18 protein-coding genes are annotated in these 17,258 nt (G+C 54.6%); all 18 read left to right on the top strand.

The genetic code is table 11. The features are described 5' to 3' along the window. The first annotated feature begins 126 nt into the window (after positions 1–126). The 18 genes from JQC75_RS11830 to flhB all read left to right on the top strand — a co-directional run bounded on the left by JQC75_RS11830 (position 127) and on the right by flhB (position 17,176). Entirely contained in the window at positions 127–1,557 is a 1,431-nt protein-coding gene (locus JQC75_RS11830; protein WP_275403193.1) for a sigma-54 dependent transcriptional regulator, read from the top strand. A gap of 92 nt (positions 1,558–1,649) precedes the next feature. After that, positions 1,650–2,723: a sensor histidine kinase gene (locus tag JQC75_RS11825; RefSeq protein WP_203324286.1), complete on the top strand. Its 1,074-nt coding sequence runs from the start codon at positions 1,650–1,652 to the stop codon at positions 2,721–2,723. Further along, on the top strand, positions 2,716–4,056 hold the full coding sequence (locus tag JQC75_RS11820; protein ID WP_203324285.1) for a sigma-54-dependent transcriptional regulator: 1,341 nt from the start codon (positions 2,716–2,718) through the stop codon (positions 4,054–4,056). The genes JQC75_RS11825 and JQC75_RS11820 overlap by 8 nt, the downstream gene beginning before the upstream one ends. A 123-nt stretch (positions 4,057–4,179) precedes the next feature. Beyond that, complete coding sequence (gene fliE, locus JQC75_RS11815) at positions 4,180–4,515, top strand: flagellar hook-basal body complex protein FliE (RefSeq protein WP_203324284.1); 336 nt, start codon at positions 4,180–4,182, stop codon at positions 4,513–4,515. Positions 4,516–4,551: 36 nt separating this feature from the next. After that, positions 4,552–6,237: a flagellar basal-body MS-ring/collar protein FliF gene (gene fliF / locus JQC75_RS11810; RefSeq protein WP_203327212.1), complete on the top strand. Its 1,686-nt coding sequence runs from the start codon at positions 4,552–4,554 to the stop codon at positions 6,235–6,237. After that, positions 6,230–7,267: a flagellar motor switch protein FliG gene (fliG, locus tag JQC75_RS11805; RefSeq protein ID WP_011760409.1), complete on the top strand. Its 1,038-nt coding sequence runs from the start codon at positions 6,230–6,232 to the stop codon at positions 7,265–7,267. Before fliF ends, fliG begins: the two co-directional genes overlap by 8 nt. Continuing rightward, positions 7,267–8,169, top strand: coding sequence for a flagellar assembly protein FliH (gene fliH, locus JQC75_RS11800; RefSeq protein ID WP_203324283.1), 903 nt, complete (start codon positions 7,267–7,269; stop codon positions 8,167–8,169). The genes fliG and fliH overlap by 1 nt, the downstream gene beginning before the upstream one ends. Next, the gene (gene fliI, locus JQC75_RS11795) at positions 8,138–9,478 is read left to right on the top strand and encodes a flagellar protein export ATPase FliI (protein ID WP_203324282.1); all 1,341 of its coding nucleotides are present in this window, start codon (positions 8,138–8,140) and stop codon (positions 9,476–9,478) included. Before fliH ends, fliI begins: the two co-directional genes overlap by 32 nt. A gap of 3 nt (positions 9,479–9,481) precedes the next feature. Then, the gene (gene fliJ, locus JQC75_RS11790; protein ID WP_203324281.1) at positions 9,482–9,928 is read left to right on the top strand and encodes a flagellar export protein FliJ; all 447 of its coding nucleotides are present in this window, start codon (positions 9,482–9,484) and stop codon (positions 9,926–9,928) included. Between the two features lie 153 nt (positions 9,929–10,081). Beyond that, positions 10,082–11,779, top strand: a complete 1,698-nt coding sequence (locus JQC75_RS11785; RefSeq protein WP_239002001.1) for a flagellar hook-length control protein FliK — start codon at positions 10,082–10,084, stop codon at positions 11,777–11,779. An 83-nt stretch (positions 11,780–11,862) separates the two neighbouring features. Continuing rightward, complete coding sequence (gene fliL / locus JQC75_RS11780) at positions 11,863–12,387, top strand: flagellar basal body-associated protein FliL (protein WP_203324280.1); 525 nt, start codon at positions 11,863–11,865, stop codon at positions 12,385–12,387. Between the two features lie 38 nt (positions 12,388–12,425). After that, on the top strand, positions 12,426–13,454 hold the full coding sequence (gene fliM, locus JQC75_RS11775; RefSeq protein WP_011760403.1) for a flagellar motor switch protein FliM: 1,029 nt from the start codon (positions 12,426–12,428) through the stop codon (positions 13,452–13,454). A gap of 11 nt (positions 13,455–13,465) precedes the next feature. Further along, a complete protein-coding gene (gene fliN / locus JQC75_RS11770) occupies positions 13,466–13,840 on the top strand; it encodes a flagellar motor switch protein FliN (protein ID WP_011760402.1) in 375 nt (124 codons plus the stop codon). Positions 13,841–13,878: 38 nt separating this feature from the next. Beyond that, complete coding sequence (gene fliO, locus JQC75_RS11765) at positions 13,879–14,232, top strand: flagellar biosynthetic protein FliO (protein ID WP_239002151.1); 354 nt, start codon at positions 13,879–13,881, stop codon at positions 14,230–14,232. Between the two features lie 38 nt (positions 14,233–14,270). Then, entirely contained in the window at positions 14,271–14,978 is a 708-nt protein-coding gene (fliP, locus tag JQC75_RS11760; protein WP_275403214.1) for a flagellar type III secretion system pore protein FliP, read from the top strand. A 5-nt stretch (positions 14,979–14,983) separates the two neighbouring features. Then, positions 14,984–15,253, top strand: a complete 270-nt coding sequence (gene fliQ, locus JQC75_RS11755; RefSeq protein ID WP_203324277.1) for a flagellar biosynthesis protein FliQ — start codon at positions 14,984–14,986, stop codon at positions 15,251–15,253. After that, a complete protein-coding gene (gene fliR, locus JQC75_RS11750; RefSeq protein ID WP_203324276.1) occupies positions 15,253–16,041 on the top strand; it encodes a flagellar biosynthetic protein FliR in 789 nt (262 codons plus the stop codon). Before fliQ ends, fliR begins: the two co-directional genes overlap by 1 nt. Position 16,042: 1 nt before the next feature. Next, positions 16,043–17,176 (top strand): flagellar biosynthesis protein FlhB, encoded by a 1,134-nt coding sequence (gene flhB, locus JQC75_RS11745; RefSeq protein WP_203324275.1) that lies wholly within the window; start codon positions 16,043–16,045, stop codon positions 17,174–17,176. Positions 17,177–17,258: the final 82 nt, after the last annotated feature.

The raw sequence follows: 17,258 nt of genomic DNA, 5'->3' as shown, positions 1-17,258 counted from the left end.
ATACAATATTCGACATGGTGTGAATGACCGGCAGTTTTCCCGGAGTAACAGCATTGACGCCCTGTGAGCAACGAACACCAATAATTAATGCGATTCGTTAGAAATTCGAGCGTTACGGCCAACTGAATGATGCAGACAGACCAGAGAATTTTGCTTGTAGGAAACCAGACCGAACGTATCGGTCGTCTTTCCTGCATTCTTGAGTTTTTAGGTGAACAACTAGAGACCCTGGACCCAAGTGGCCTGGAACAAGCCGTCAAGGAAACCCGTTTTCGGGCACTGATTGTTGACCTTGAATCCCTGCCATTGGAGCAGGTAAAAGTGTTTGCCACCAAAATGCCCTGGCAGCCGATTTTACTGCTGGGCGCAACAGATGATCTGAGCGCAAATCTTATCGGTAGCATTGAAGAGCCATTCAACTACCCCCAACTTACCGAATTGCTGCACTTCTGTCAGGTCTTTGGCCAGCAGAAGCGCCCGGATGTACCCACCAGCGGCAACCAGACCAAGTTATTCCGCAGCCTCGTTGGCCGCAGTGAAGGCATTGTCAACGTGCGTCATCTCATCAGTCAGGTTGCGCCATCGGATGCGACTGTATTGGTGCTTGGCCAGTCCGGTACCGGTAAAGAAGTGGTTGCACGCAATATCCATTATCTGTCAGAGCGTCGAGACGGTCCTTTTATTCCCGTCAACTGTGGGGCTATTCCACCGGAATTGCTTGAAAGTGAACTCTTTGGCCATGAAAAAGGGTCATTTACCGGAGCCATCAGCTCCCGTAAGGGACGCTTTGAACTGGCTGAAGGCGGTACCCTGTTTCTGGATGAAATCGGTGATATGCCCCTTGCCATGCAGGTAAAACTGCTGCGCGTGTTGCAGGAGCGCGTATTTGAGCGCGTGGGTGGCAGTAAACCCATTCAGGCCAATGTCCGCGTGGTGGCAGCAACTCACAGAAACCTTGAAAACATGATAGAAAATAATGAGTTCCGTGAGGATCTCTTCTATCGTCTCAACGTGTTCCCCATTGAAATGCCGTCACTGTCGGAGCGCTGTGATGACATTCCTCTGCTGCTGCAGGAGCTGGTCAGTCGCGTCTTCAACGAAGGCCGCGGCAAGGTGCGTTTCACCCAGCGCGCCATTGAATCTCTCAAAGAACATGATTGGTCGGGTAACGTCCGCGAACTCTCCAATCTGGTTGAACGCCTGACTATCCTGTATCCGGGTGGTTTGGTGGATGTGAACGATCTGCCCGTTAAGTATCGACACATCGACGTACCCGAGTATTGTGTCGAAGTCAGCGAAGAGATGTTGGAGCGCGATGCGCTGGCATCTATCTTCAACGATGATGAGCCGGTGGAAATTCCGGAAACCCGCTTCCCAAGCGAATTGCCTCCGGAAGGGGTAAATCTTAAAGATTTGCTGGCCGAGCTTGAAATCGACATGATCCGTCAGGCGTTGGAGCAGCAGGATAACGTCGTTGCCCGCGCAGCTGAAATGCTGGGGATCCGCAGAACCACTCTGGTTGAAAAAATGCGTAAGTATGGGATGAGTAAGGACTAATTTTACTCATCTCCCACCCAATTTACTAAATTTCTACTCTGGCACAGTCCCTGCATTAACCCCGTCAATAACGTAATTTTGACGGGGTTTCCATGGCCACCAAAGCTTTAGCCAAGATAGCCGACTTTCCGGCGCGGACTCATCTTAAAGAGGTGAAGCCCAGCGGTGTTGCATCTGCCCAGCAAATGGCGCAGATCCTCGAAGCAATGCCCTCTGGCGTGGTTATCCTGAATGCCGATGGCATTGTCACTCTGGCGAATCCCGTGGCGGTTGAACTGCTTGACCGGCCTTTGGAAGGTGAGCGCTGGCTCAGCGTCATCGCCAGAGCCTTTTCGCCTCAGGATGACGATGGCCATGAGGTCTCGCTGAAGAATGGCCGCAGAGTCAAACTGGCCATTACGCCATTGGAACCCGGGCAGCTGATTCTGCTGACCGACTTGACCGAAACCCGCTTATTGCAGCGTAATCTTGCTCATCTGCAACGTCTTTCTGCCCTCGGAAAAATGGTCGCCACGCTTGCACATCAAATCAGAACCCCCCTGTCGGCCGCGCTGCTGTATGCAGCAAACCTTGCCAGTCCCAAGCTGAGCCATGACTCCCGCAGTCGCTTCCAACAAAAGCTGGTGGACCGGCTCAATGAGCTGGAGCGACAGGTGAACGACATGTTGTTGATGGCAAGGGGCAAGGTGGAAGCCCCCATGTCACCCATGTCGTTGGCTGACATTATCGCCCCGGTGCTGGCAACCTGTGAGCCCATCGCCGCAGATAAAGCCTGTGCCTTGCGGTTTCAGGATGAATCCCTTGGTGCAATGATGGCCGCTTCCCAGAGCGCATTGAGTTCAGCCATTAATAATCTTTTGATGAACAGCCTGGAAGCGGGGGCCCGCCACATACTGCTTCATGGCAGTGTGCACGATGGACGTCTGGTGCTGGCGGTGGTTGACGATGGCAAAGGATTGGAGTCGGGCAGCGAGCAGCAGGTCATGGAGCCCTTTTTCACCACCAAGGCACAGGGCACAGGCCTTGGACTTGCTGTGGTACAGACAGTGGTGCGTAACCACGGCGGTGAGCTGAAAATGCAATGTGCATCCAATCGTGGCTGCAGTGTCATGCTTAAATTCCCCGTGATTTCAGAAGATTCAGTAAAGGAGGTTAGCCATGCCTGAAGGCAGACTGCTACTTGTCGAGGACGATGCGTCTCTGCGCGAGGCACTGCTCGACACCCTGATGCTGGCGCAGTTTGACTGTGTGGCGCTGCCCAGTGCCGAAGAAGCCATTCTTGCGTTGAAAGAATCACGTTTTGATATGGTTATCAGCGACGTGCAGATGCAAGGCATAGGCGGCATGGGGCTGTTGGCCTACTTACGGCAGCATCATCCCAAAGTTCCCTTATTGCTGATGACAGCCTTCGCCACCATAGACAGCGCCGTGAGTGCCATCAAACTCGGTGCAGTGGATTATCTCGCCAAGCCGTTTTCACCCGAAGTGCTGCTTAATCAGGTCAGTCGCTACATGCCTGCACAAGCCGATACCGGTGCGCCTGTGGTTGCCGATGAGCGCAGTCAGGCGCTGCTTGCCCTCGCCGGGCGGGTGGCCAAGTCCGAGGCATCTGTGATGATCCTCGGGCCCTCAGGCTCAGGTAAAGAAGTGCTGGCACGCTATATCCATAAGCAAAGTTTGCGCTCAGATGGTCCCTTCGTGGCCATCAACTGCGCAGCCATCCCGGAAAACATGCTGGAAGCTACCCTGTTTGGTTATGAAAAAGGCGCCTTTACAGGAGCCTATCAGGCGTGTCCCGGAAAATTCGAGCAGGCCCAGGGTGGCACCTTGCTGCTGGATGAAATCTCCGAAATGGACCTGGGCTTGCAGGCGAAGTTGCTGCGGGTATTGCAGGAGCGGGAAGTCGAGCGCCTCGGTGGCCGTAAAACCATCAAGCTGGATGTGCGGGTACTTGCCACCTCCAACCGCGAGCTCAAGGCCATGGCGGAGCGGGGGGATTTCCGTGAAGACCTCTATTACCGTATCAACGTATTCCCACTGACCTGGCCGGCACTGAACCAGCGACCAAAGGACATTTTGCCGCTGGCGCGGCATTTGCTGGCCCGCCACGCAGAGCGTCTGGGGACAGAGGTTCCTGAATTTGATGAAGCAGCCTGTCGCAGATTGCTGGCGCATCGGTGGCCGGGGAATGTCCGAGAACTCGATAACGTGGTGCAGCGGGCGCTGATCCTGTCTGCCGGCGTTAAGATAGGTGTGCATGACATCATTATTGATGCCATGGATGTCACCCAAATCACCCACGAAGAAACGGCCATCAAGTCCGAGCCCGAAGGATTGGGGGATGAGCTCAAGGCCCAGGAACACGTGATAATCCTTGAGACCCTCAGCCAGTGCCGCGGCAGCCGCAAATTGGTGGCCGAGCGGCTGGGGATCAGTGCCAGAACCCTCAGGTATAAAATGGCCCGTATGCGGGAAATGGGTATTCAGCTACCTGCCTGATATTTGGGCAAAAACATCACAAAAAGCAGGCTTGGCCTGCTTTTTTAGTTTATTGGCAAGGCTTTTGCAGTACCCCGATATCAGCGATTTATCCCGTCAATTTCATGGCGAAGGGAGCAGCATATGCAAATAGGTCCATCTTCATTCATGCAGGAAATGCAGAAACTCCAGGGCGAACTCAGTCCTTCCATGGGTATTGAGCCACAACCGCTTCGTCAGGTCGGTAACACCAGTGGCGCTGACTTTGCCAGTCTGCTTGCCAATGCGGTAGGCCATGTGAATGAGTTGCAGCAAAACTCTTCAAGCCTGGCGACCAGACTCGACATGGGTGACACCCGTGTAACCCTGTCTGATACTGTCATTGCCCGGGAAAAATCCAGCGTCGCCTTTGAGGCAACGGTGCAGGTGCGTAACAAGCTGGTCGAAGCCTATAAAGAAATCATGAGCATGCCCGTTTAAAGCGGCCACTGAAGGATACTGAACGTGAGCACAGATATGATCGTCAGCACCGACAGCGGCATGAGCGGTGTACAACAGGAAAACAAATCCGGGATGCTGGGTAACCTCGGCAGCGCCGATATGCTGCGGCAGGTCACCATGATCCTGGCCCTTGCCATTTGTTTGGCATTGGCGGTGTTTGTCATGATGTGGGCACAGGAGCCTGAATATCGCCCCTTGGGTAAGTTTGAAGCCCAGGAAATGATCCAGGTGCTGGATGTGCTCGACAAAAACAAAATCCCCTATCAGGTGGATTTTGACGTGCTGCGAGTCCCCGAAGATAAGTATCAGGACATCCGGTTGCTGCTGAGCCGCAACGGTGTGGATGCAGCCAGTACCAGCAATCAGGACTTTCTGAGTCAGGACATGGGTTTTGGCGTGAGTCAGCGTCTGGAGCAGGCCAGACTCAAGCACAGTCAGGAGCAAAACCTCGCCCGCACCATCGAAGAGCTGAAAAGCGTCAGTCGTGCCAAAGTAATTCTGGCGCTGCCCAAAGAAAACGTGTTTGCCCGTAACCAGTCCAAAGCCAGCGCCACTGTGGTTGTCACCAGTCGTCGTGGTGGCCTTGGTCAGGAAGAAGTGGATGCCATTGTCGACATAGTGGCGTCTGCCGTACAGGGTCTGGAGCCTACCCGGGTGACAGTGACCGACTCCAACGGCCGTTTGCTGAACTCCGGCAGTCAGGACGGCGCTTCTGCCCGTGCCCGCCGTGAACTCGAGCTCGTCAAACAAAAAGAGGCCGAATACCGCGCCAAGGTTGATGCCATTTTGATGCCCATCCTGGGGCCCGAAAATTACACCTCTCAGGTGGATGTGACCATGGACTTTACCGCCGTGGAACAAACCGCCAAGCGTTTCAATCCGGATTTGCCGGCGGTACGCAGCGAAATGACCCTGGAAACCCAAACCAACGGTGAAGCCAATATGGGGATCCCGGGTGCGCTGTCGAATCAGCCGCCAATGGAGTCAAACATTCCCCAAACCCTGCAGGAAGCGCAGGAAAAGGCCCAGGCCAGTGGCAACTCACACCGTGAAGCAACCCGTAACTATGAGCTCGACACCACCATCAGCCACACCCGTCAACAGGTTGGCGTGGTGCGCCGGGTGAGTGTATCCGTGGCGGTGGACTATAAAACCGGTGAAGCCAACACCGAAGGTCAGGTAAATCGTGTTGCCCGCACCGAGGCCGAGCTTGCCAATATTCGTCGTCTGCTTGAAGGCGCCGTGGGTTTCAGTGGTCAGCGGGGTGACAGCATCGAAGTCGTCACAGTGCCCTTTATGGATCAGCTGGTTGAGGAAGTCCCAGAGCTGCCTATGTGGGAACAGCCCTGGTTCTGGAAGGCCATGAAACTGGCTTCCGGCTCTCTGGCAATCCTGGTGCTTATCCTCTTTGTTGTGCGGCCACTGCTGAAGAAACTGCTGCTCACCGACAAGGTCGATATGCCCGATGATGGCCGCCTGGGTCATGAACTGGCAGAGATTGAAGATCAGTTTGCCGCAGACACACTGGGCATGCTCAATGCCAGCGATGCAGAATACAGCTATGCCGACGATGGCTCTATTCTCATCCCGAATCTGCACAAAGATGATGATATGATTAAGGCTATCCGCGCTCTGGTTGCCAACGAACCTGAGCTTTCCACTCAAGTCGTGAAGAATTGGTTGCAACAGGACAATGGCTGAAAATAAAGAAAAATCCGAATCCGGTTTCAAAGTCAGCAACTTAAGCGGCGTTGAAAAAACTGCCATTCTGCTGCTGAGCCTGAGTGAGGCCGATGCCGCCTCTATCCTTAAGCACCTTGAGCCCAAACAGGTGCAAAAGGTGGGTATGGCCATGGCGGCGCTTGAAGACTTTGGTCAGGAAAAAGTTATCGCGGTGCACAAGCAGTTTCTGGATGACATTCAGAAATTCTCCTCCATCGGTTTTAACAGTGAGGAGTTTGTCCGCAAGGCGCTGACGGCGGCCCTGGGTGAAGACAAGGCCGGTAACCTGATTGAACAGATCATCATGGGCAGCGGTGCCAAGGGTTTGGATTCACTGAAATGGATGGACGCCCGTCAGGTGGCCACCATTATCCAGAATGAACACCCGCAAATTCAAACCATTGTGCTCTCCTATCTTGAGCCAGACCAGGCCGCGGAGATTTTCTCCCAGTTCCCGGAAAACACCCGTCTGGATCTCCTGATGCGGATTGCCAACCTCGAAGAGGTGCAGCCCGCGGCCCTGCAGGAGCTGAACGACATCATGGAGAAGCAATTTGCCGGTCAGGGTGGTGCTCAGGCGGCCAAGATGGGCGGCCTGAAGGCCGCGGCCAACATCATGAACTACCTGGATACCGCCATCGAAAGTCAGCTCATGGAAACCATGCGCGAAACCGACGAAGAAATGGCGCAGCAAATTCAGGATCTGATGTTTGTGTTCGAAAACCTTATCGATGTGGACGACCGTGGTATCCAAACCTTGCTGCGTGAAGTGCAGCAGGATGTGCTGATGAAGGCGCTCAAGGGTGCCGATGAGCCGCTTAAAGACAAGATCCTCGGCAATATGTCCAAGCGCGCAGCCGAGCTGCTGCGTGATGATCTCGAAGCCATGGGCCCAATCCGTATCAGCGAAGTGGAATTGGCCCAGAAGGAAATTCTGTCCATTGCAAGACGCCTGTCTGATGCCGGTGAAATCATGCTCGGTGGCGGCGGCGGTGAAGAGTTCATCTGATGACTGACAGCAAACGCCCCAAAAACATATTGCGCGGTGAGGAGCAGGACGAATTCGCCCACTGGCGATTGCCTGATATGTCCTCTGCGCGCGAAGAAGAGCCGGCCAACCTGCTGGGCAGGCGCCCGGGGCAAACCTTTGTTGCAGAGCAAGAAGAGGAAATCCGTCCGCCCACACTGGCCGAAATAGAGGCGATACGAGCCGAGGCCGAACAGGAAGGCCTGGCGGCAGGTCATGCGGAAGGCTTGGCTCAGGGGCTGGAGGCCGGTCGTTTACAGGGTTTGAAAGAAGGCCACGAAGAAGGCGTCCGTCAGGGCCATGAGCAGGGGATGGCGCAGGGTCTGGAAGACGCCGCCCGATTGATTGCCCGCTTTGAAGGCCTGATTGAGCAGTTCGCCGCACCCATGGCGGTACTGGATAACGAAATTGAGCAGGAACTGCTTTCCCTCGCCATGGGCTTGGCAAAGCAAATTCTGCAGCACGAGTTAAAAACACATCCCGAACATGTGCTTGCAGCATTGCGTGAAGGGGTTGACTGCCTGCCGTTGAAAGAGCAGCAAGTTAAAATCCGGCTCAATCCGGAAGACGTTACCCTGGTCAGCAGCCTGTATGGCCCCGACGAACTCACCCGTAAACTATGGCAGCTGGAGAGCGACCCGCTTCTGGCGCGGGGCGAGCTGGTGATAGACAGTCAGCGCTCCCGGGTGGACATGAGGCTGGAAAACCGGATTGCGGCAGTATTGGCGGCGCCGATAGAGCGTCATGAAACGCTGGAGCGTGAAGCCCAGGTATTGCAGCAACAGCTGCAGGGGGCAGATACAGGGCGCCCCAATCAAACAGAAGTGGATGGGGCTGAACAGGAGCCGGGGGATGATAAATCGTCGCCACCATCTGCTGAATAACCTGCGTCAGCTACGGCAATCTTTGCCGGTCAATCGTCCGGTGGCCGAAGGGCAACTGGTACGTGTGGTAGGGCTGACACTGGAAGCCAGTGGTTGCCGTGCCCCCGTCGGCAGTCTCTGTGCCATCGACACCATGGGTGGCGAGCTTATCGCCGAAGTGGTCGGTTTTGATGAAAACCTGCTGTATCTGATGCCCATCGAAGAACTGAAAGGTGTGCTGCCCGGCGCCAGGGTAAGGCCATTAGGTGAGCAAACCGGGATCCATGTGGGCATGTCGCTTTTGGGGCGGGTGCTCGATGGTGGTGGTGAGCCTTTGGACGGTCTGGGCCCCTTGGGCACCACAGACATAGCCCCACGCCATGGCTCGGCCATTAATCCTCTGGCACGCCGGCCAATTCATGAGCCACTCGATGTGGGCATTCGTGCCATCAACGCCATGTTGACTGTGGGTAAGGGGCAGCGTATGGGGCTCTTTGCCGGGTCGGGCGTGGGCAAATCTGTGCTCCTTGGCATGATGACCCGCGGCACCACGGCCGATGTGATTGTGGTGGGGCTGGTTGGCGAACGTGGCCGCGAAGTCAAAGAATTTATTGAAGATATCCTTGGTCCTGAAGGGCGTGCCCGCTCAGTGGTGGTGGCGGCTCCCGCCGATACATCGCCCTTGATGCGCCTGCGTGCCTGTGAAACTTCCACCCGCATTGCCGAGTATTTCCGCGATTTGGGATTTAATGTCTTGCTTTTGATGGATAGTCTGACCCGCTATGCCCAGGCGCAGCGTGAGATTGCCCTGGCCGTGGGAGAGCCTCCCGCAACCAAGGGCTATCCGCCATCAGTGTTTGCCAAGTTGCCCAGGCTCGTCGAGCGTGCCGGAAACGGTGGGCCGGGGCAGGGATCCATTACTGCGTTTTACACAGTATTGACCGAAGGGGACGATTTACAGGACCCCATAGCGGATGCGGCACGCGCCATTTTGGATGGTCACATAGTGCTTTCCCGCTCATTGGCCGATTCGGGTCATTACCCTGCCATTGATATAGAGGCTTCAATCAGCCGGGTTGCCCCCATGGTCATCAGCCCGGCTCACCTCGAGGCGATGCGCCGGGTAAAACAAACCTATTCTCTCTACCAGCAAAACCGGGATTTGATCTCCATTGGCGCCTATGCCGCCGGCAGCGATCCCCGCATCGATAATGCCATTCGCCTGCAGCCCGCCATGAACGCCTTTTTGCGGCAGGGGATGCGTGATGCCATCAGTCTGACCGACAGTGAAACCATGCTCGGGCAGATTGCCGCCCAGTGTAAGGGCTAATCCATGGCGCGCCCGGACCCGCTGCTGACGGTATTAAAACTGGCCCAGGATGCTGAGGAACAGGCGGCACTGCAACTTCGCAGTGCGCAGTTGGAACTTGGTCGCCTGACGCAACAGCTGGACGCACTCAATCAGTACCGGCTTGACTATATGCGTCAACTTTCCGGTCAGGAAGGCAAGAACATCAGCGCCAGCTATTATCAGCAGTTTCATCGATTTATTAAGCAAATCGATCAGGCGATTTCGCAGCAGGTGCAAAGCGTGACCGGCGCTGAAAGCCAGTTGGAGCACAGACGCCGCCATTGGCTTGAAAAGCAGCAGAAACGTAAGGCGGTCGAGCTGCTGCTCAAGCACAAAGCCGACAAACGCGAAGCAAAAGAAGCGAGACAAGAGCAAAAATTGCTCGATGAGTTCGCCATGCAGCAGTTTATCCGCAAAGGCCCGCAATAGCTGACTCAGTAACCGCTGGGGTAAGCGCAGCATTCGGATAACTGTACGATTGGCATGGCATTTGCTGCAATCCTGTCAGACTCATAGACTTTGTCCCTATCGGCCTTGTCTCTAGCCGGCACACAGTGCCCGGGACAATGCGGGAGAACACTGATGCAACAGATCCTCAATGTGCTTTTTGGCGCGGCCAGCGGCGGTGCTGGCAGTGCCAGCCCTGAACCATCCAGCGCCACAGCTGATGGTGCAGATTTTGAATCTATCATCACAAAAACAGCAGCTTACGAAGAGTCTGCCGTAAAAGGTTTGCAGTTAAAAGGCCCCAGGCCAGACGACCAAAGTAATGCCTCGTTTCCAGCAGAAGGTGAAGCGGATACTGCCGATGCTGCAGGTGATGGGGTTTCTAGCGTGCTGGCCCAAATTCATTTTTCCCGTCAATTTGCCGCCGATAAGGCTGCCGTGAAAGGCGGCGAAGCCTTGCCGCTTGAAACGGCACCGTCAGAAATGCAGGCGGCAACCGATGGCGTTATCGCCGACAACGAACAGGCGATCGCGGTTGACGCGCTCTTTTTACGTTTCAGTGCCCTGATGAAAAATGCCGATGATGCTGAGCGTGACCAAATAGCCTCACAGCTCGGTTTGACCCCATCAGCGCTGACCGCCCTGGATGAAGACGCGTTCACTGGCTTATTGGCCGATAATCCCTCCCTGAAAGATGCACTGGCAAAGCTGCTGCAGACTGACATTCAGGGGCTGGAATCAGATATTGACGCCCAAGAGCAGTTAGCCCTCTTTATGCAGTCACTGCCACAAGCCGCACATACCCCATCGGCAACGGACGCTTCGTTGAAGAGCCCGTCTGATAATGCGGCTGTAGACGTTGCCAAGTCCAATCTTCAGTCGGGTAATGGTGCTGCAGCGGCATTGACTCAAGCTGCGACCCGTGCGCCTTCAGGGGCGAAAGGGTTGGAGGTGGCCATGGCTCGTGTGGGTGGCGATGCAGAATCTGACGCTGCTCCTATTGCTTATGCGGCAAAGGCTGATATGGCAAAGGCTGATGCCGGACAAACGGTTGACCGGGGAATGGCGTCGACAGTTGCCGCTGACACTCTGGGCATCAAGGGCCCGGAAAGCGCAAGTCCCAAGGACTTTTCGGGGATTGTGTCCCAGGCATCAGATGCCTCAAAGCCTGTCAATGACGAGGGCTTGGCTGCAAGTACCTCAGTCAGGGAAGAGCTGCCCCTTAAGTCGTTGGAGACCATCGGCCGCCTTGCAGAGCCCGTCGCCAATAAATCCGATTTGGCCGCCATAGAGACCAAGAGCCTGGCGGCAACCGAATCAGTTTCCGACCTGAAAGCACCGTCTTTGCATCAGGCCCGCATTCACGAAGCACAGCCCATGACAATGTCGCTTCGCACGGCCCATGAGCGGCCCATGACGCAGCCGGACATGGTTGCCCGATTTGCCCCTGTCATGCACACCAAGCTTATCGCCATGGTCAGGGACGGCATACAACAGGCCGAAATACGCCTTGACCCGCCGGAGCTTGGCTCCATGATGGTTCGCATCCAGGTTCAGGGCAATGAAACCCAGGTACAGTTCCATGTATCCGCCCAGCAAACCAAAGACGTTGTCGAGCAGGCAATGCCCAGACTCAGAGAGTTGCTTGCCCAGCAAGGCATGGAATTGACCGATGGACAGGTATCCCATGAGCGTCGTGGTGACGGCCGTGAACGCCAGGACGCCCCGGAAGGCAACCAGTTTGTGACCATGGATGAATTTCCAGCAGAAGAGTTACAATCAAGCGCAAATCAGACAACAAGTTATAGCTCGGGTATAGATTATTACGCTTAAGCAGGTAACCTATAGACACTTGTTTATTTTGGGCTTGATTGAGCCTTGATGCACCCGGGTGCTGAGCAAAAAGGATAAGCCAGATGGCAGAAGAAGAGTCCCTACAACTGGAAGAAACCAGTGCCAAGAAAAGTAAGAAAGGCATTTTTATCATCATTGGTGTCGCCGTAGCCGCACTGCTGGGTGTGGGCGCCTGGTTATTTTTGGGCAGCAGCGAACCTGAGCCTGTCGCCAGTGAGGCCACAACCGAAACGGCGGGCGCGGCATCGTCTGCCGAGTCAAATTCACGTGAAGCTTTTTATGTGGCGATGCCCAGGCCCTTTTTGTTTAACCTGCCCGGCCAACCTCGCAGCCGTTTGGTGGAGATCAAGGTGCAGTTGATGGTGCGCGGCGCCGATGATGACGTGCTTATCAAAAAACACATTCCCCTGATTGAAGATGCCTTGCTGACCACATTCAGCGGTGGTGATGTGCAAAAGCTGTCGACCCAGGCGGGAAAGGATGAACTCAGGCAGCTGGCGCTGCTGAATGTGCAAAATACCCTGCAGCCCGTTACCGGTCGCAAAGTGGTTGAAAAGGTGCTCTTTACCGGTTTTGTGATGCAATAACACGGGCGTTATTGCTATCAAATGAATAAGGCAACATTGTGACGGATTTACTTAGCCAAGACGAAATTGATGCGCTTCTTCACGGCGTGGATGATGTTGAAGAAGAAGAGGTCAGTGAGGCCGGCGCGTCGGCGCGCTCCTACGACTTCTCTTCTCAGGACAGAATCGTTCGTGGCCGGATGCCAACGCTGGAAATCGTTAACGAGCGATTTGCCCGCCATTTGCGCATAAGCATGTTCAATATGATGCGCCGCGCCGCTGAAGTGTCTATCAACGGCGTGCAGATGCTCAAGTTTGGCGAATACGTTCATACCCTGTTTGTTCCAACCAGCCTGAACATGGTGCGGTTTCAACCGCTCAAAGGCACTGCGCTTATCACCATGGAAGCGCGGCTGGTGTTTATTTTGGTGGACAACTTTTTTGGTGGCGATGGCCGCTTTCACGCCAAAATTGAAGGCCGCGAATTTACCCCGACAGAGCGGCGCATTGTACAGCTGCTGCTGAAAATCATCTTCGAAGATTATAAAGACGCCTGGGCGCCGGTGATGGATGTTGAGTTTGATTACCTCGACTCAGAAGTGAACCCGGCCATGGCGAATATCGTGAGTCCTACAGAAGTGGTGGTGGTGAACTCCTTCCACATCGAAGTGGACGGCGGTGGCGGTGATTTCCACATCACCATGCCTTATTCCATGATTGAGCCAATCCGTGAATTGCTTGATGCGGGTGTGCAGAGCGATAAGCAGGATACCGACATGCGTTGGTCTCAGGCGCTCAAAGATGAAATCATGGATGTCGAAGTGGGCTTTGAAGCCACAGTGGTTGAGCACCAGATAAGCCTGAGGGACGTGATGGAGATGCAGGCCGGCGATGTGATCCCGGTCGAGCTGCCTGAATATGTTTTGATGAAGATTGAAGAGCTGCCCACTTACCGCTGCAAACTGGGTAAATCCCGTGAACAGTTGGCACTCAAGATCTGTGAAAAGATCCCCCGTCCTGAGACAGTGAAAACCGAATTGCAATTGGTGACCCGAAAGGGCAAAGCCAGAGATATCAATGACCTCTAAGGTGATATGAGATGAATACCGAAGACGATTGGGCCGCAGCGATGGCCGAGCAGGCCCTGGAAGAAGCCAAGGCCGCCGAGTTTGAAGAGCTCAAAGATGAGACTAAACCCTTAAGCAGCGAAGAGGCCGCCAAGCTGGATGCCATTTTGGATATTCCAGTGACCATCTCCATGGAGGTGGGGCGCAGTTATATCAGCATCCGCAATCTGCTGCAGCTCAATCAGGGCTCAGTGGTGGAACTCGACCGGGTGGCCGGTGAGCCGCTGGATGTGATGGTGAACGGCACCCTGATTGCCCATGGTGAAGTGGTGGTGGTAAACGACAAGTTTGGTATTCGCCTCACTGACGTGATAAGTCAAACCGAGCGCATCAAAAAGCTCAAGTAAAACAATAGGGAGCCTGTGTGTCTTTAACTCTACTCTCACTGGCATCCACAGGTTCTGCCGGCACAGATGTCGCCGGCTCTGCGGGTTATGCCACCACCCTGGCCAGCATGATTGGCGGCCTGATTCTGGTGCTCGCGGTGATTTTTGTGCTGGCTTATGTGGTGCGCAGGCTTAATCTGGTGCCGTCGGGCGGCAATGTGGTGCGAACCCTGGCAGTAACCCCGCTTGGTCAGCGTGAAAAGCTGGTGCTGGCCCAGGTAGGGGAGAAGCAGTATCTCCTTGGGGTGACTGCATCACAGATAACCCTGATAGATAAGCTGGATGAGCCTTTGACTATTGCACAGGACTCCTTTGCCAGTCGCCTCAAAATGGCTAAGGACGGCCAAAAATGACCCGTTTCCTGACGATTTTATTATGGGTATTGCCGGGGATGGTAGCGCTGCCGGCGTTGGGTGCCGATGGCGTGTTGCCGGCGGTAACGGTCACCACCACGCCGGATGGCGGCACTCAGTACTCGGTTACCCTGCAAATCCTGATGTTGATGACGGCGCTGAGCTTTTTGCCCGCCATGGTCATCATGCTTACCTCCTTTACCCGCATCATAGTCACGCTGTCATTGCTGCGTCAGGCCATCGGCTTGCAGCAGGCGCCCTCGAATCAGGTTCTGATTGGCCTGAGCCTGTTTATGACCTTTTTCATCATGGCGCCCGTGTTTGACAAAATTTATGAGCAGGGGGTGAAACCCTATATGGAAGAGGCGCTGCCCATCGACCAGGCATTCGAGCGCGGTAAAGAGCCGCTCAAAGCCTTTATGTTGTCGCAGGTGCGCATCACCGACTTGGAAACATTCGTGAATATCGCCGGATATGACAATGTCAAATCCCCCGAAGAAGCGCCAATGACAGTGCTTATTCCCGCCTTTATTACCAGTGAGCTGAAAACCGCTTTCCAGATTGGTTTTATGCTGTTTGTGCCCTTTTTGGTTATCGACCTGGTGGTCGCCAGTATCCTGATGGCAATGGGGATGATGATGCTGTCGCCTATGATTGTGTCATTGCCCTTTAAAATCATGTTGTTTGTGCTGGTGGATGGCTGGAGCCTGGTCATGGGCACTTTGGCCAACAGCTTTGGTACCTGACGCCTATGACTCCAGAAGCCCTGATTGATATTTTCCGCGAAGCACTGGCGGTGATAGTACTGATGGTGGCCGTGATCATTGTGCCAGGGCTCATCGTCGGCTTGATTGTGGCGGTGTTTCAGGCGGCGACCTCCATCAACGAACAAACCCTGAGTTTTTTGCCGCGTTTGCTCGTGACGTTGCTGGCGCTGATGATGGCGGGGCACTGGCTGGTGAGAACCATGATGGACTTCTTTCTGGAGATGGTAAATCTCATTCCTTCGGTAATAGGTTGATGGACGTCCTCCTTGATACTCTGATGGAGACTATCAAGGCCTATACCTGGCCCTTGTTCCGTATTTCCGCGATGTTTATGGTGATTCCCGTGTTTGGCGCCAACACAGCGCCGCTGCGGGCGCGATTGCTACTGTCTGTTGCCGTGACTTTTGCGGTGAGCCCCATGTTGCCGCCCATGCCCGAGGGCGAGCTGTTTGCCTTGAGCTCCGTTTTTATCAGTGCCCAGCAAATCCTCATTGGCGTTGCCATGGGATTGGTTGCCCTGATGATGCTGCAGATATTTGTGCTGACCGGTCAAATCATAGGTATGCAAACGAGTCTCGGTTTCTCTTTCATGGTGGACCCGGGCTCTGGCCAGCAAACGCCGGTGCTGGGTAACTTCTTTCTCTTGCTCGCCACCCTGATTTTTCTTGCCGTCGATGGCCATCTGACCATGATCCGCATGTTGGTGATGAGCTTTGACACCCTGCCGGTATCCATGACCGGCATCACCCTTGCCAACTATCAAAGCCTTGCTCTCTGGGGCAGTTACATGTTCGGTGCAGCGCTCACCATGTCGCTGTCGGCGATAGTGGCACTGCTGCTGATTAATCTGTCGTTCGGGGTCATGACCCGGGCAGCGCCGCAGCTCAATATCTTTGCCATCGGTTTTCCGGTGGTGATGATAAGTGGCCTATTTATCCTCTGGTTAACCCTGGCACCCGTGATGTCCCACTTCGGTGAGATTTGGGAAGCGGCGCAGGTGTTGCTGTGTGACATTACCCATATTCAATGCAGGGTGAACTGACATGGCAGAAAACGATACCAGTCAGGAACGCACAGAGGAGCCCACGGGGAGGCGACTTGAACAGGCCAGAGAAAAAGGCCAGGTCGCCCGCTCCAAAGAACTGGGAACGGCTGCCGTGCTGCTTGCCGCCGCCGTTGGCTTTCTGATGTTGGGCCCGAGCCTCGGCAAGGCAATGCACAATGTGATGACGATGACCATGGTGCAAAGTCGTGAGCAGGTGTTTGATACCAACAGCATGCTTAACATCTGGGTTCCCATTGCCAAAGAGCTGGTATTGCCTGTGCTGGGGTTGGTGCTGGTGCTGGCCGCACTGGCCTTTGCCGGTAACATAGTGCTGGGCGGCATTATTTTCTCCAGTAACGGAGTGCTGCCCAAGGCCAGCAAAATGAGCCCACTGGCGGGCTTTAAGCGCATGTTTGGTGTGCAGGCGCTGATGGAGCTGGGTAAGGGGCTGGCCAAGTTTTCGGTGGTAGCGGTGGCGGCGTACTTTCTGTTGTCGTTCTACTTTCCGGAAATTATTCAGATCTCTGCCGAACATTTACCTTCGAATGTGTTCCATGCCCTGGATTTGCTCACCTGGATGTTTCTGCTGCTGTGCAGTTCCATGCTTATCATCGCCGTTATTGATGTGCCATTTCAGGTTTGGAACCACAAAAAACAGCTCAAAATGACCAAGCAAGAGGTCAAAGATGAGTATAAGGACACCGAAGGCAAGCCCGAAGTGAAAGGCCGTATCCGCCAAATGCAACGGGAAATTGCCATGCGCCGCATGATGGCGGAGGTGCCCAAGGCCGACGTGATAGTGGTTAACCCAGAACACTTTGCCGTTGCCCTGAAATACGATGCAAAACGTTCTCCAGCGCCCTTTGTACTGGCCAAGGGGGTAGATTCCGTGGCCTTTAAAATTCGCGAAATCGCCCGTGAATACGACATCGCCATCGTCTCAGCGCCGCCACTGGCACGGGCCATTTACCATACCACCAAGCTTAATCAGCAGGTCCCCGAAGGTCTCTTTACCGCAGTGGCTCAGGTACTTGCCTATGTGTTCCAGCTGCGACAATACCGTAAAGGTCGTGGCCGAAAGCCAACGCCCATCCCCCTCAATCAACCCATCCCGGACGAGCTCAAATACTGAGCGATTAGCAGATTGGCTGTCATTGCGAATCGCGATGCTCCGTAATTTGGCTTGGAATTTGCTTTGTAGGCCCAAAGTGTCA

The sequence above is a fragment of the Shewanella litorisediminis genome, assembly GCF_016834455.1.
In the GTDB taxonomy this organism is placed as follows: Bacteria; Pseudomonadota; Gammaproteobacteria; order Enterobacterales; family Shewanellaceae; genus Shewanella; species Shewanella litorisediminis.
The sequence above is the reverse complement of the archived record's forward strand: the minus strand, read 5'-3'. Positions and strand labels throughout refer to the sequence as shown.

Coding starts and splice junctions, on each gene's coding strand:
- flhB (WP_203324275.1), top strand. CDS start 16,043: ATGGCAGAAAACGATACCAGTCAGGAACGCACAGAGGAGCCCACGGGG.
- fliF (WP_203327212.1), top strand. CDS start 4,552: ATGATCGTCAGCACCGACAGCGGCATGAGCGGTGTACAACAGGAAAAC.
- fliG (WP_011760409.1), top strand. CDS start 6,230: ATGGCTGAAAATAAAGAAAAATCCGAATCCGGTTTCAAAGTCAGCAAC.
- fliH (WP_203324283.1), top strand. CDS start 7,267: ATGACTGACAGCAAACGCCCCAAAAACATATTGCGCGGTGAGGAGCAG.
- fliN (WP_011760402.1), top strand. CDS start 13,466: ATGAATACCGAAGACGATTGGGCCGCAGCGATGGCCGAGCAGGCCCTG.
- fliJ (WP_203324281.1), top strand. CDS start 9,482: ATGGCGCGCCCGGACCCGCTGCTGACGGTATTAAAACTGGCCCAGGAT.
- fliE (WP_203324284.1), top strand. CDS start 4,180: ATGCAAATAGGTCCATCTTCATTCATGCAGGAAATGCAGAAACTCCAG.
- JQC75_RS11825 (WP_203324286.1), top strand. CDS start 1,650: ATGGCCACCAAAGCTTTAGCCAAGATAGCCGACTTTCCGGCGCGGACT.
- JQC75_RS11785 (WP_239002001.1), top strand. CDS start 10,082: ATGCAACAGATCCTCAATGTGCTTTTTGGCGCGGCCAGCGGCGGTGCT.
- fliR (WP_203324276.1), top strand. CDS start 15,253: ATGGACGTCCTCCTTGATACTCTGATGGAGACTATCAAGGCCTATACC.
- fliL (WP_203324280.1), top strand. CDS start 11,863: ATGGCAGAAGAAGAGTCCCTACAACTGGAAGAAACCAGTGCCAAGAAA.
- JQC75_RS11820 (WP_203324285.1), top strand. CDS start 2,716: ATGCCTGAAGGCAGACTGCTACTTGTCGAGGACGATGCGTCTCTGCGC.
- fliI (WP_203324282.1), top strand. CDS start 8,138: ATGATAAATCGTCGCCACCATCTGCTGAATAACCTGCGTCAGCTACGG.
- JQC75_RS11830 (WP_275403193.1), top strand. CDS start 127: ATGATGCAGACAGACCAGAGAATTTTGCTTGTAGGAAACCAGACCGAA.
- fliP (WP_275403214.1), top strand. CDS start 14,271: ATGGTAGCGCTGCCGGCGTTGGGTGCCGATGGCGTGTTGCCGGCGGTA.
- fliQ (WP_203324277.1), top strand. CDS start 14,984: ATGACTCCAGAAGCCCTGATTGATATTTTCCGCGAAGCACTGGCGGTG.